We start from the raw sequence: 12,828 nt of genomic DNA on the forward strand, positions 1-12,828 counted from the left end.
TGTGCTATTTCAAGGCATGCTTGTTTCAAATCATTTTCGAGAGGCCGTCATGTTCAACGCTATTCTGATCGACAAAGACGACAGCGGTTATCGCGCCAATCTTCAGCAAATCGATGAGCAGCAACTGCCCGAAGGCAATGTCAGCGTGAACGTCGCGTACAGCACCCTGAATTTCAAAGACGGCCTGGCAATCACCGGCAGCAGCCCGGTAGTACGCAAGTTTCCCATGGTGGCGGGGATCGATCTGGCGGGGACTGTCGAGTCCAGTTCGCATGCGGATTTCAAGGCGGGCGATCGGGTGCTGCTCAACGGTTGGGGCGTCGGTGAAAACCACTGGGGCGGGCTGGCGCAAAAGGCTCGGCTCAACGGTGACTGGCTGATTCCACTGCCCGAAGCTTTCACCCCGGCGCAAGCCATGGCCATCGGCACCGCCGGCTACACGGCGATGCTGTGCATTTTGGCGCTGGAGCGCCATGGCGTAACGCCGGATCACGGCGAAGTGCTGGTCACTGGCGCCAACGGCGGGGTCGGCAGCTTTGCCATCGCCTTGCTCAGCAAGTTGGGATACCGCGTGGTGGCATCCACCGGCCGCGTGTCCGAGCATGAATACCTGGAGCAATTGGGCGCTGCCGAAATTATCGATCGAGCCACCTTGTCCGAACCGGGCAAGCCGTTGGCGAAGGAGCGTTGGGCGGCGGTGGTCGATTCGGTCGGCAGCCATACATTGGCCAACGCTTGCGCCAGCACTCGCTCGGAAGGCGTGGTCGCGGCATGCGGGTTGGCGCAAGGCATGGACTTTCCCGCCTCGGTAGCGCCGTTCATTCTGCGCGGCGTGACGCTGGCTGGAATCAACAGCGTGACCCAGCCCAAGGCGCGCCGTATCGAGGCCTGGGGCCGGCTGGCCAAGGATCTGGATATCTCATTACTGCAATTGATCAGTCAGGAAATCAGTTTGAGTGAAGCCCTTGAGGCTGCGCCCAAACTGCTCGCCGGGCAACTGCGGGGCAGGGTGGTGGTCGACGTCAATCGTTGAGTTCGCGCTCAAGCAGTTGGCGTTTGCGCTCGACGCCCCAGCGGTAGCCGGAAAGGTTGCCATCGCTGCGCACCACGCGGTGGCAGGGAATCGCCACCGCCAGGCGGTTGGCCCCGCAGGCCTGGGCCACGGCACGCATCGAAGTCGGCGCGCCAATGCGTTGCGCGATTTCGGCATAACTGGCGGTGCGGCCTGCGGGAATCTCCCGCAGCGCCTGCCAGACGCGCTCCTGAAACGCTGTGCCGCGTATATCCAGCGGCAAGTTCAGGCTTTTCGCCGGTGCTTCGACAAAGCCGACGACGCTGGCGATCACCTGTTCAAATTCGTGGTCGGCGCCGATCAGGTTGGCGTTGCGAAACTGATCCTGCAGGTTGCAGACCAGTTGATGCGGATCGTCGCCGAGCAGAATCGCGCAGATCCCACGTTCGCTTTGCGCCACCAGAATCGCCCCCAGCGAGCATTGGCCAACGGCAAAGCGAATGTCGTTGTTCTGCCCGGCGGCGCGGTAATCGGTGGGCTTCATGCCCAGCAATTGATCGGCTGATTCGTAGAAACGGCTGTTGGAATTGAAACCGGCGTCATACAGCGCGTCGGTCACCGAGCCGCCGTCCGCCAGGCGCGCACGCAGTTTGCGTGAGCGATGCGCCGTGGCGTAAGCCTTGGGCGTCAGGCCGGTCGCGGCTTTGAATACTCGATGAAAATGGAAAGGGCTAAGGCCTGCGCCGGCGGCGAGGCTGTCGAGCGAGGGCAACGTCTCGGACGCTTCGATTTGCCGGCAGGCCGCTGCGATGATCGCCGCGTGCTGCGCGTCATTCTGGTCCTTGCTGGCGCGTTTGCTCGGCCGATATCCGGCAGCTTCGGCCAGTTCGGCAGTGTCGAAAAATTCGACGTTCTGCGGTTTCGGCAAACGCGCAAGGCTGCTCGGTCGGCAATAAACGCCGGTGGTTTTTACTGCGTAGACAAACTGCCCGTCCGCACGCGGATCGCGCGCTACCACGGCGGCCCAGCGTGGATCGTCTTCAGTTCTGATCGTCTTCGAAAGCGTGTCCATGAGAGGGAATCCGTTGACCTGTTTGAGTCAGGTTAACCAGCATCGTAACCCGCGACACTCCGCGCCTTGCGGTCAAACTTTTACTGATCGCCAGCAACGCGGAAGGTGATGTTGATGCGCCGTTCGCCCAAGAGCGGGTGATGGCCGGGTTTGATTGGCAGCACGCCGTGATAGCGCAGACGGTCCACGCCGCCCCAGACCACCATGTCGCCATGCAGCAGCGGGATGCGCCGGGTTTTATCGCTGCGTTCGAAGCCGCCAAACAGAAACATCGCCGGCAACCCCAGCGACAACGAAACGATGGGCGCGGCATAGCCCTTTTCGTCCTTGTCCTGATGCAGCGACATCTTGGCGCCGGGGACGTATTGGTTGATCAGGCAGGAGTCGGCCTGAAAACCCGGGAAGCCTGCGCGTTCCGCCGCCTCGTGGGCCAAATCGGCAAACACCGCCGGCATTGATGGCCACGGCAAGCCGCTGAGTGGATCGACGCTGGAATAGCGGTAACCGCTGCGATCAGTGATCCAGCCCAGCTGCCCGCAACTGCTGGTGCCGACCGACATGCTGAAACCGCCGGGCGTGACCATGTGGCGTAGCGGGGCGGCGACAAGAATCGCTTCAAGTTCGGTCAGCAGTTGCTCGACCTGCGGCAAGGCGAATCCGCGCAGCACCCACGATTGTTCGCCGATCTGCTCGGCGCGGGCTTGCTGTACGGGTTCGTTGTCGGCGAACAGGTCAAACGTGGTCGGTTGCATGATTCGGTTACAGCGCTTTGCTGACCTTGATGTCACTGAGTTCTTCGTCAGCGTGCATTTTCTTCAGCGCCGCTTTCGCTTCTTCGTCAGTGCCGGTTTCCAGTTCAGCGAATTCGAAACGCTGTTCACCGTCCAGTTTGTACTTGATCACGTATTTGGTTTTTTGCGCCACGGTCATGTTTCCCTTTCAGAATAGGCTGTGCGTCTCAGCTCAGTTTAGTGCTGGAGCGACGGATGATCTTGATCGAATGGGTCAGCGTCGGCTTGCGCGTGACGCTGATTGCGCGGCGGTTGACGGTGTCGATGGTGATGTTCCAGAAGCCGGTGCTCGGTGCGGTGATACGCGCCGGGAAAGTGTCGAACGCGCCGCCGTGGTAGGTGTGACGGCCGCCGTTTTTGAAGCTGCGGAAGTTGGCGTCGTTCATCAAACGGATGTTGCACATCTGCGAGCATTGAATGACGACGATGTCGTCTTCGTTGAGGTGCTCGCGCTGGTGAATGAATTTCATGGGCGCCTCCAGAAGGGCTTTTTCTACTAAATCAAAACGATAGCTTGTCGATGGGCGCAGTTTATCAGCCCGCACGGGTTATTATCTGGCCGTCGGGCGTTGCTTTGACAAATTTTGAACAGAACTTCGCCAGGGCAGGCGGGTTAAATGCACAAGGCCCCGGAGAAAAGCGGCATTTGTGCTGTCGGACGGTCTTTAACGGAGGATTGATATGAAGTGGGGTGTGGTGTGTGTGCCGTTGATTCTGGCGATGGCCGGTTGTGCAAATGTTTCCGAAATCAATGAAACGCTGCCAACCATGAGCGTGATCTCCGGCAAAAAGCCCCAGGAGTATGCGCAGTGTCTGACCGACAAGCTCGCTGACAGTCGTGGTGCGTTGCAAGTCCAGCCGCAGAAGGACGGTGTACGAGTCATCGTTCCCGGCAAACTTTCGTCAGGCCCGGCAGCCGTGTTTGATATCGAAGATCGCGCTGGCGGCAGCAGCATCAAGCTGCATGAGCGCATGTCCAACGTGCCGGTTCGCCCTCGCGATGTACAGAAAGCCGCGAACGCCTGTATTTCCGGCTGATAGACTACCGAACATCAGCACCCGATGCCGTCACAGTCCTGCTGTGGCGGCATTTTCATATATGGAGTCGCAATGAAGCGAGAGCACGTGCGGGAGCGCCACGCAGAGGGCCTTATCTCTGCCACCCATGTCATCCAGAACCCGGCAAATCCCGGTGAATGGATCGTGTTTTTCAAGAAGAGTGCAGGGCGCAGCTACTTTTTGGTGGATGACAATGATGAAGTCGAGTCCTTCAATCGGCTCGACGATCTCATCGAGGTCGTCCGTGGCCTCGGGATCAAATTCGCCGAAATCCACATGTAAGGCTTATTTGCAGACGACCACGACGTTGCGCGTCTTGTAGTTGCCAACGTCAACGCCCAGGGTTTTGTCATCTTCCTTGGGCGCCGGTGTGCCATCAGTGCCGACGATGCGATAACCGGTGCCGGCGCAGGATGCATCGGCCTTTTCGTAGCACATGGCCCAGGAGTTGGCTTCGCCGGAACAATCGATGCTCAGGCCCTGTTCGCCATTATTCAGATAGGTTGGCTGCGAAGTGGCACAGCCGCTCAATACCAATACCGCGAGAAGCGGCTGCAGTTTGTTCAGGTTCATGGTTACGTGATCTTCAGGTGGGGGACTGGATGCTCTGACAGCGCCGCGATGAAAAGGTTATAGCGATTGGCCACTTGTTTGCCAACAAGGCACAAAAAAGCCCTGCATGCTGGCAGGGCTTGGCGCAAGTGCGGGCAGGATCAGTCCTGATCTTTACCACGGCGCTTGGAAGAAGCAGGCGTATCGGTGAACACCGAGGCCACATCCGTCGCCATCTGCTCGCTGTCAAAAGGCCCGGCGATATGTTCGCCGTTGGTGGTGGTCAGCGTCCACTTGCCGTCTTTCTTGTCGATCACATACCCGTTGATGATTTTTACCGCAGCCATCTGGTCTTTCTCGTTCGCTGGTTCAAAGGCGCCATGATAGCGGCAAATGCTCGCATTGGGGGCTGATAAGCGTATGGTGATCCAGTTTACCCGGATCTTGAGCTACGCTGAGTTCGCCGCTGAAAAAACCGCAAGGAACTATCCGCGCGAATATTTCTCTATGTTGGCATCGGTTAGCCAGCGCGGGGCATTGTAAGGCGCACGCCGCCTGATTAGACTGCCCCGAAACTCGTACACACAGCCTTTTCAAGGACTTATATGATCAAGAAATGCTTGTTTCCAGCAGCCGGTTACGGCACTCGCTTCCTCCCAGCGACCAAAGCCATGCCTAAAGAAATGCTGCCGGTGGTAAACAAGCCACTGATCCAGTACGGCGTTGAAGAAGCACTGGACGCGGGCCTGACTGAGATTTCCATCGTCACCGGCCGTGGCAAGCGTGCTCTGGAAGACCACTTCGACATCAGTTACGAGCTGGAAAACCAGATCAAGGGCACCGACAAGGAAAAGTACTTGGTCGGCATCCGCAAGCTGTTGGACGAGTGCTCGTTCTCCTACACCCGTCAGACCGAAATGAAAGGTCTGGGCCACGCGATCCTGACTGGCCGCCCACTGATCGGTGACGAACCGTTCGCCGTGGTCCTGGCGGACGACCTGTGCGTCAACATCGATGGCGACGGCGTGCTGACCCAGATGGTCAAGCTGTACAAGCAGTTCCGTTGCTCGATCGTCGCCATTCAGGAAGTCGATCCGCAGGAAACCAACAAGTACGGCGTAATCGCTGGCGAAATGATCCGCGACGACATCTACCGCGTACACAGCATGGTCGAGAAGCCAAAGCCGGAAGACGCGCCGTCGAACCTGGCGATCATCGGTCGCTACATCCTGACCCCGGATATCTTCGACCTGATCGAACAGACCGAGCCAGGCAAGGGCGGTGAAATCCAGATCACCGACGCCCTGATGAAGCAGGCCCAGAACGGCTGCGTCATGGCCTACAAGTTCAAGGGCAAGCGTTTCGACTGCGGTGGTGCTGAAGGCTACATCGACGCGACCAACTTCTGCTTCGAAAACTTCTACAAGACTGGCAAGGCTTACTAATAGCATCTGCCTCGTCTGCAAAAGAAAGCCACCTTCGGGTGGCTTTTTCATTTTCCGCCCTTATATGGATGGCAGTGCTTGCCCAATGGATGTCTGCGGGTATGCTGATGGCCTGCCGAGGAGATAGAAATGGCCTACGATTTTGACCTTTATGTGATTGGTGCCGGTTCCGGCGGTGTGCGGGCTGCGCGGTTTGCCGCAGGCTTCGGGGCGAAAGTGGCGGTGGCCGAAAGCCGTTACCTGGGCGGCACGTGCGTCAACGTCGGCTGCGTGCCGAAAAAGCTGCTGGTCTACGGCGCGCACTTTGCCGAGGACTTCGAGCAGGCGTCCGGTTTCGGCTGGAACCTGGGCGAAGCCAACTTCGACTGGGCCACGCTGATCGCTAACAAGGATCGCGAGATCAATCGCCTCAACGGCATTTATCGCAATCTGCTGGTCAACAGCGGTGTGATCCTGCACGAGGCGCACGCGAAAATCGTCGGGCCGCACGAGGTTGAGGTCAACGGCGAACGCTACACCGCCAAGAATATCCTGATCGCGACTGGCGGCTGGCCGCAGATTCCCGAAATTCCGGGGCACGAGCACGCGATCGGTTCGAACGAGGCGTTCTTCCTCAAAGAGCTGCCCAAGCGTGTGCTGGTGGTTGGCGGCGGTTATATCGCCGTCGAGTTCGCCGGGATTTTCCATGGCCTCGGTGCCAACACCACGCTGTTGTATCGCGGCGATTTGTTCCTGCGTGGTTTCGATGGGTCGGTGCGCAAGCACTTGCAAGAAGAATTGACCAAGCGCGGCCTCGACCTGCAATTCAATGCCGACATCGCACGCATCGACAAACAGGCCGACGGTAGCTTGAAGGCGACACTCAAGGATGGTCGCGTACTCGAAGCCGACTGCGTGTTCTACGCCACCGGCCGGCGTCCGATGCTTGACAATCTGGGTCTGGAAAACACCGATGTGCAACTGGACGACAAGGGCTTCATCAAAGTCGACGACGAGTATCAAACCACCGAGCCGTCGATTCTGGCGCTGGGCGACGTCATTGGTCGCGTGCAACTGACCCCGGTCGCTCTGGCCGAAGGTATGGCTGTGGCGCGGCGTCTGTTCAAGCCGGAGCAATACCGCCCGGTGGACTACAAGATGATCCCGACCGCCGTGTTCAGCCTGCCGAACATCGGCACAGTCGGTTTGAGCGAAGAAGAAGCACGCGAATGCGGCCATGAGGTGGTGATTTTCGAGAGTCGCTTCCGCCCGATGAAGCTGACCCTGACTGACTGTCAGGAGAAAACCCTGATGAAGCTGGTGGTCGACGCCAAGACCGACAAGGTGCTTGGCTGCCACATGGTCGGCCCGGACGCTGGCGAGATCGTGCAAGGTCTGGCGATCGCCTTGAAGGCCGGCGCGACCAAGCGCGACTTCGACGACACCATCGGGGTGCACCCGACGGCCGCCGAAGAGTTCGTCACCATGCGCACGCCGGTCAGCGCTTAAGCATCCTTCGCTTTAGTCGAGTCTGGCGCTGCCGCAACGGTAGCCGCCAGACGCTGGCTGTCCTCAAGGCTCGCCTGGGCCTTGAGCAATTCCTTTTCCAATGACTGATTGAGTTGCGTCTGTTCGTCGACGCTCTGCTTGAACGCCTGGCTTTCCAGCGTCGCCACGCGCAAGCGTTCCTGGAGGAGGGTGCGCTCGCTGTCCATGCGCGTCGCCTGCTCGAGCAATTGATCCTGCCGCTGATTGCTCTGCTTGAGCTGATCCTGCAACAAGTTCAGCTCGCGCTGGGTGCCACGGTTTTCGGTAAGCAGGCGTTCGTTGTCGCGGTGCAACTGCGTGATCTCATCCTGACGCACCAGCGCGCTCTGCTGGGCTTGGCGTAGCTCGGCCTGGATCTGCTGGATTTGCCCTTCGTGACGGGCCTGCTCCTGCTCGCGCTGTTCCTTGGTGGCGTTACGGTAATGCTCCAGCGCATCGCGTGCGTGCAGGTGCTTTTCTTCCAGTGAGCGGATCTGCTCGTCCTTGTCCTGCAAGCGCAATTCAAAATCGGCCAAAGCCTGGTTGAGGCCGGCGTTGCGCGTCTGTTCGGTTTGCAGCATCGAGCGGGTGTTACTCAGCGCTTCGGATTCGCGTTGCAGCGCGGCGCCTTGAATGTCGTGGTCGTGCTCGAGTTTTTCCAGCGCCTGGCGCGTCTGATTCAGCTCGGCTTCCAGTGCTTGGCGTTGCTCCTCGAACTGTTCGCGGGCTTGCTCGATGGGTTCCTGTGCTTGTTCTTTCAGGCGCTGGGCGAGGCGAGAGACGAGGGCGGTCAGCTCGTCATCGATCGGTTCCGCTGACGCTTCGGTCGGCTGCGCGCCGTCATCCAACTCTTTCAGGTAGCGATGGATCGTGGTTTTCGAGCCGGTGTTGCCCATTTCGATGCGTACTGCATCGATGCTCGGGTGTTCGCCGCGAGCCAGAATCGCGGTGCGCGCGATTTGCACCAGCGCTTTGGTTATGCCGCCACGGGCCATGTGAACTCCTACGGTTACGTACTGTGGTACATGCCACTGAATAACGCAGTGTACCATGCTGAGGATATGGGTAAATCCTTGAAATAAAACAGGCGGGATATACTGGTATTACCCAATGTCAGGCGGCAAAATGCGCCTCTGTATGTCTGAACCCGTACGCCAGCGAGAAAACTGCCCATGAGCGACATTGATCGATACCTGCAAGCCGCCACCCGGGACAACACCCGCCGTAGCTATCGCATGGCCATTGAGCATTTCGAGGTGACGTGGGGCGGATTTCTGCCGGCCACCGCCGACAGCGTTGCGCGCTATCTGGTGGAGCACGCCGGAGTTCTGTCGATCAACACGCTGAAATTGCGTCTGTCCGCGCTGGCGCAGTGGCACAACAGTCAGGGCTTTGCCGATCCGACCAAGGCGCCAGTGGTGCGCAAGGTGTTCAAGGGCATTCGCGCCTTGCATCCGGCGCAGGAAAAACAGGCTGAGCCGTTGCAACTGCAGGATTTGCAACGAGTGATCGATTGCTTGGAGCAGGAGGCGCAAACCGCCCGCCAGGATCAGGACCGCCCGACCTTGCTCAAGGCTTATCGGGATCGCGCGCTGATTCTGTTGGGCTTCTGGCGTGGCTTTCGCAGCGACGAGTTGTGCCGCCTGCAGATCGAGCATGTGCAGGCGAGCGCTGGCAAGGGCATCACTTTGTATCTGCCGCGCAGCAAGGGCGACCGGGAAAACCTCGGGCAGACTTATCAGGCCCCGGCGCTGCTCAAGCTATGCCCAGTGCAGGCCTATATCGATTGGATTACAGAGGCTGCGCTGGTACGCGGCGCGGTGTTCCGCAGCATTGATCGCTGGGGCAATCTGAGCGAGGAGGGCTTGCACGCCAACAGCATCATTCCGCTGCTGCGCCAGGCGTTGCAGCGCGCCGGGATTGCCGCCGCCAACTACACCAGCCATTCACTGCGGCGTGGCTTTGCCACATGGGCGCATCAAAGCGGCTGGGACCTTAAATCGCTGATGAGTTACGTCGGCTGGAAGGACATGAAATCCGCCATGCGCTATGTTGAGGTCAGCCCATTCCAGGGAATGGCTCGGATTATGGATAAGCCGGATCAACCGTAGAGATCGTTTTCTTCTATTAATACAGTCAGCTAATAGCGAAAACAAATCAGCAGTATCAGGTTTGCCAATGAGCCTTCCGTCGAGTGAGTGGGTAGGATTCACCCATCAACTTCATAACCCCTGACGGAGAGTCATCGATGCCTATCATCAACAGCCAAGTAAAACCGTTCAAAGCTACCGCGTTCAAAAACGGCGACTTCGTTCAAGTCTCGGATGCTGACTTGAAAGGCAAGTGGTCCGTAGTGTTCTTCTACCCAGCCGACTTCACCTTCGTTTGCCCAACCGAGCTGGAAGACCTGGCCGACAACTACGCTGAGTTCAAGAAGCTGGGCGTGGAAATCTACAGCGTTTCGACCGACACCCACTTTGCTCACGCTGCCTGGCACAACACTTCGCCAGCCATCGGCAAAATCGAATACACCATGATCGGCGACCCGACCCACGTTATCTCGCGCAACTTCGACGTGCTGATCGAAGAAGCTGGTCTGGCTGACCGTGGCACCTTCGTGATCAACCCTGAAGGCCAGATCAAAATCGTTGAACTGAACGATGGCGGCGTTGGCCGTGACGCTTCCGAGCTGCTGCGCAAAATCAAGGCTGCTCAGTACGTCGCTGCACACCCAGGCGAAGTTTGCCCGGCCAAGTGGAAAGAAGGCGAGGCCACTCTGGCTCCGTCGCTGGACCTGGTCGGCAAGATCTAAGTCTGTGACATGCAACGCAGGGCGGCACGCCGCACCTTCTTAAGTTAGCTGCACCGCCCAATAAAAATGCCCGGGCGAGATTCGCTCGGGCTTTTTTTCGCCTCAAATAAAGGAAATCGCCCGTATGTTGGACGCCAATCTTAAAGCCCAGTTGAAATCGTACCTGGAACGGGTCACCCAACCGATCGAGATCGTTGCATCTCTTGACGACGGTGCGAAATCCCGTGAAATGCTGGACCTGCTGAAAGACGTTGCCAGTCTTTCGAGCCAAATTACTCTGATCGACAGCGGTGACGATGCCCGCAAGCCATCGTTCTCGATCAATCGCCCCGGAGCCGACATCAGCCTGCGTTTCGCCGGTATTCCGATGGGGCACGAATTCACCTCGCTGGTGCTGGCCCTGCTGCAAGTCGGTGGCCACCCGTCGAAGGCCAGCGTTGAAGTCATCGAGCAGATCCGCTCGCTCAAAGGCGAGTTCAGCTTCGAGACTTACTTCTCGCTGTCTTGCCAGAACTGTCCGGACGTGGTCCAGGCGCTGAACCTGATGGCCGTGCTCAACCCGAACATCCGCCACGTCGCCATCGACGGCGCGCTGTTCCAGGACGAAGTCAATGATCGCAAGATCATGGCCGTGCCGAGCATCTACCTCAACGGCGAGAACTTCGGCCAGGGCCGTATGGGCCTTGAGGAAATCCTCGCCAAGCTCGACACCGGTGCGATTGAGCGTCAGGCCGAGAAGATCAGCGCCAAAGAGGCCTTTGATGTGCTGGTTGTTGGTGGTGGCCCCGCTGGTGCTTCGGCGGCTATTTATGCCGCACGTAAAGGTATCCGCACCGGTGTCGCGGCTGAGCGTTTCGGCGGTCAGGTGCTCGACACCATGGCCATCGAGAACTTCATTTCCGTGCAGGAAACCGAAGGGCCGAAACTGGCCACGGCGCTGGAAGAACACGTCAAGCAGTACGACGTCGACATCATGAACCTGCAACGTGCCGACAAGTTGATCCCGGGCAAGAATGGCGAGTTGCACGAAGTCCGCTTCGCCAGTGGCGCAACTCTGAAAGCCAAAAGCGTAATCCTGGCGACCGGCGCGCGCTGGCGCGAAATGAACGTCCCCGGCGAGCAGGAATACCGCAACAAGGGCGTGGCTTACTGTCCGCACTGCGACGGCCCGTTGTTCAAAGGCAAGCGCGTGGCGGTGATCGGCGGCGGTAACTCCGGCGTTGAAGCAGCCATCGATCTGGCCGGTATCGTGTCGCACGTAACGTTGCTGGAATTCGACGTACAACTGCGGGCCGATGCCGTGCTGCAACGCAAGCTGCACAGCCTGCCGAACGTCACCGTGATCACCAGTGCGCAAACCACTGAAGTCACCGGCAATGGTGAGAAGGTCAACGGTCTGCGTTACAAGGATCGCACCACAGATGAGCTGCGCACGGTTGAGCTGGAAGGCATCTTCGTGCAGATCGGTCTGCTACCGAACACCGATTGGCTGAAGGGCACCATCGAGCTGTCGCCGCGTGGCGAAATCATTGTCGATAATCGTGGCGAGACTTCGATTCCGGGGATCTTTGCTGCGGGCGACGTGACGACTGTGCCGTACAAGCAGATCGTGATCGCAGTGGGCGAGGGCGCCAAGGCTTCGCTGAGTGCATTCGATCACTTGATCCGGACTTCGGCCCCGGCGTAACTGCCAGGTCGAAAAAGAAAAAACCCATGAGCGATCATGGGTTTTTTATTGCGCGTGGAAAGCCACCCCTCACCCCAGCCCTCTCCCGAGGGAGAGGGAGCCGACCGAGGTGTCTGAAGTCATCCATCGACCTGAGAGAGCCGGTCGATTATGGATTCACCGCCGATCGTTCAAGTCGGCGTAATTCTCCAACATCCCGCAATCAGTCCCCTCTCCCTCTGGGAGAGGGCTAGGGTGAGGGGCTTTCAGCTTTTACAGCGGCGCAGGCTGAATGATTTCAACCCAGTAACCATCCGGATCCTTGATAAATGCCAGGCTCTTCATCCGGCCATCGGTCAGACGCTTCTGGAAATCGCAACCCAGCTCTTCAAAGCGTGCACACGCTGCGACGATGTCCGGCACCGAAATGCAGATGTGGCCAAAGCCACGCGGATCGGTGTTGCCGTCGTGATAGGCGAAATCGGCATCGTTTTCGGTGCCGTGATTGTGGGTCAGTTCGAGAATGCCCGGGATCGACTTCATCCATTCGGTACGCGCGGCGGCGTCGGTCGGGATCTGCGCTTTGTCGACCAGCGCGAGGAAGTACAGGCTGAACTCGGCTTCCGGGAAATCACGCTTCTCGACCAGCGAGAAACCCAGTACGCGGGTGTAGAAATCCAGCGACTTGGTGATGTCCTTCACGCGCAGCATGGTGTGGTTGAACACGAAGTTACGGGTTGCGCTGTCTGGCGTGGCAGTCACGCCGGGAAAAGTGTTCAGTTCGTTGAGGCTCATGGGCCCTCCAATAACAATGGGCGAGTGAATGGGCGCAATGATACGCATGCCGGCCGGCATCGCCAAATGCAAGGCGGGCTTGCCCTGCGCGAAGGCGGGGCTCAGACTTTGCTTTCTA

The 12,828-nt window shown here is 58.7% G+C and carries 16 protein-coding genes; 8 read left to right on the plus strand and 8 right to left on the minus strand.

Features of this window, described 5'->3' with window-relative positions; genetic code table 11:
* Positions 1-49: 49 nt before the first annotated feature.
* Positions 50-1,033: an acrylyl-CoA reductase (NADPH) gene (gene acuI, locus KVG85_RS05900; RefSeq protein WP_122692475.1), complete on the plus strand. Its 984-nt coding sequence runs from the start codon at positions 50-52 to the stop codon at positions 1,031-1,033.
* Here the strand turns inward: acuI and ada are convergent.
* The 4 genes from ada to KVG85_RS05920 all read right to left on the minus strand — a co-directional run bounded on the left by ada (position 1,023) and on the right by KVG85_RS05920 (position 3,345).
* A complete protein-coding gene (ada, locus tag KVG85_RS05905) occupies positions 1,023-2,084 on the minus strand; it encodes a bifunctional DNA-binding transcriptional regulator/O6-methylguanine-DNA methyltransferase Ada (protein ID WP_122506791.1) in 1,062 nt (353 codons plus the stop codon). The genes acuI and ada overlap by 11 nt on opposite strands.
* Before the next feature lie 80 nt (positions 2,085-2,164).
* A complete protein-coding gene (gene alkB, locus KVG85_RS05910) occupies positions 2,165-2,836 on the minus strand; it encodes a DNA oxidative demethylase AlkB (RefSeq protein ID WP_122506792.1) in 672 nt (223 codons plus the stop codon).
* 7 nt (positions 2,837-2,843) lie between these two features.
* Entirely contained in the window at positions 2,844-3,014 is a 171-nt protein-coding gene (locus KVG85_RS05915) for a hypothetical protein (protein ID WP_016774926.1), read from the minus strand.
* A gap of 28 nt (positions 3,015-3,042) precedes the next feature.
* Entirely contained in the window at positions 3,043-3,345 is a 303-nt protein-coding gene (locus KVG85_RS05920) for a DUF1883 domain-containing protein (protein ID WP_007912251.1), read from the minus strand.
* Positions 3,346-3,556: 211 nt separating this feature from the next.
* On the opposite strand from KVG85_RS05920, the gene KVG85_RS05925 reads away from it, so the two are divergent.
* Together KVG85_RS05925 and KVG85_RS05930 are read left to right on the plus strand one after the other, a co-directional pair.
* A complete protein-coding gene (locus KVG85_RS05925; RefSeq protein ID WP_016774925.1) occupies positions 3,557-3,913 on the plus strand; it encodes a hypothetical protein in 357 nt (118 codons plus the stop codon).
* A gap of 72 nt (positions 3,914-3,985) precedes the next feature.
* A complete protein-coding gene (locus KVG85_RS05930) occupies positions 3,986-4,216 on the plus strand; it encodes a hypothetical protein (protein ID WP_016774924.1) in 231 nt (76 codons plus the stop codon).
* A 3-nt stretch (positions 4,217-4,219) separates the two neighbouring features.
* On the opposite strand, the gene KVG85_RS05935 is transcribed toward KVG85_RS05930, so the two are convergent.
* On the minus strand, positions 4,220-4,507 hold the full coding sequence (locus KVG85_RS05935) for a hypothetical protein (RefSeq protein WP_071172599.1): 288 nt from the start codon (positions 4,505-4,507) through the stop codon (positions 4,220-4,222).
* A 140-nt stretch (positions 4,508-4,647) separates the two neighbouring features.
* On the minus strand, positions 4,648-4,833 hold the full coding sequence (locus KVG85_RS05940) for a hypothetical protein (RefSeq protein WP_016774922.1): 186 nt from the start codon (positions 4,831-4,833) through the stop codon (positions 4,648-4,650).
* 258 nt (positions 4,834-5,091) lie between these two features.
* Between KVG85_RS05940 and galU the strand changes: the two genes are divergently transcribed.
* Positions 5,092-5,931 carry a UTP--glucose-1-phosphate uridylyltransferase GalU gene (gene galU, locus KVG85_RS05945; protein WP_024013124.1) on the plus strand — a complete coding sequence of 280 codons (840 nt, stop codon included), beginning with the start codon at positions 5,092-5,094 and terminating at the stop codon, positions 5,929-5,931.
* Between the two features lie 129 nt (positions 5,932-6,060).
* Complete coding sequence (gene gorA, locus KVG85_RS05950; protein ID WP_217863246.1) at positions 6,061-7,419, plus strand: glutathione-disulfide reductase; 1,359 nt, start codon at positions 6,061-6,063, stop codon at positions 7,417-7,419.
* Here gorA and KVG85_RS05955 read toward each other — a convergent pair.
* The gene (locus tag KVG85_RS05955; protein WP_217863247.1) at positions 7,416-8,432 is read right to left on the minus strand and encodes a DNA-binding protein; all 1,017 of its coding nucleotides are present in this window, start codon (positions 8,430-8,432) and stop codon (positions 7,416-7,418) included. The genes gorA and KVG85_RS05955 overlap by 4 nt on opposite strands.
* Before the next feature lie 177 nt (positions 8,433-8,609).
* Here KVG85_RS05955 and KVG85_RS05960 point away from each other — a divergent pair, with 177 nt between their 5' ends.
* The 3 genes from KVG85_RS05960 to ahpF all read left to right on the plus strand — a co-directional run bounded on the left by KVG85_RS05960 (position 8,610) and on the right by ahpF (position 11,936).
* Entirely contained in the window at positions 8,610-9,548 is a 939-nt protein-coding gene (locus KVG85_RS05960; protein WP_016774917.1) for a site-specific integrase, read from the plus strand.
* Between the two features lie 137 nt (positions 9,549-9,685).
* A complete protein-coding gene (gene ahpC / locus KVG85_RS05965) occupies positions 9,686-10,249 on the plus strand; it encodes an alkyl hydroperoxide reductase subunit C (protein WP_016774916.1) in 564 nt (187 codons plus the stop codon).
* A 124-nt stretch (positions 10,250-10,373) separates the two neighbouring features.
* A complete protein-coding gene (ahpF, locus tag KVG85_RS05970; RefSeq protein ID WP_217863248.1) occupies positions 10,374-11,936 on the plus strand; it encodes an alkyl hydroperoxide reductase subunit F in 1,563 nt (520 codons plus the stop codon).
* 252 nt (positions 11,937-12,188) lie between these two features.
* On the opposite strand, the gene gloA is transcribed toward ahpF, so the two are convergent.
* Positions 12,189-12,710 (minus strand): lactoylglutathione lyase, encoded by a 522-nt coding sequence (gene gloA, locus KVG85_RS05975; RefSeq protein WP_217863249.1) that lies wholly within the window; start codon positions 12,708-12,710, stop codon positions 12,189-12,191.
* Positions 12,711-12,828 lie beyond the last annotated feature (118 nt).

The organism is Pseudomonas triticicola (assembly GCF_019145375.1).
GTDB lineage: Bacteria > Pseudomonadota > Gammaproteobacteria > Pseudomonadales > Pseudomonadaceae > Aquipseudomonas > Aquipseudomonas triticicola.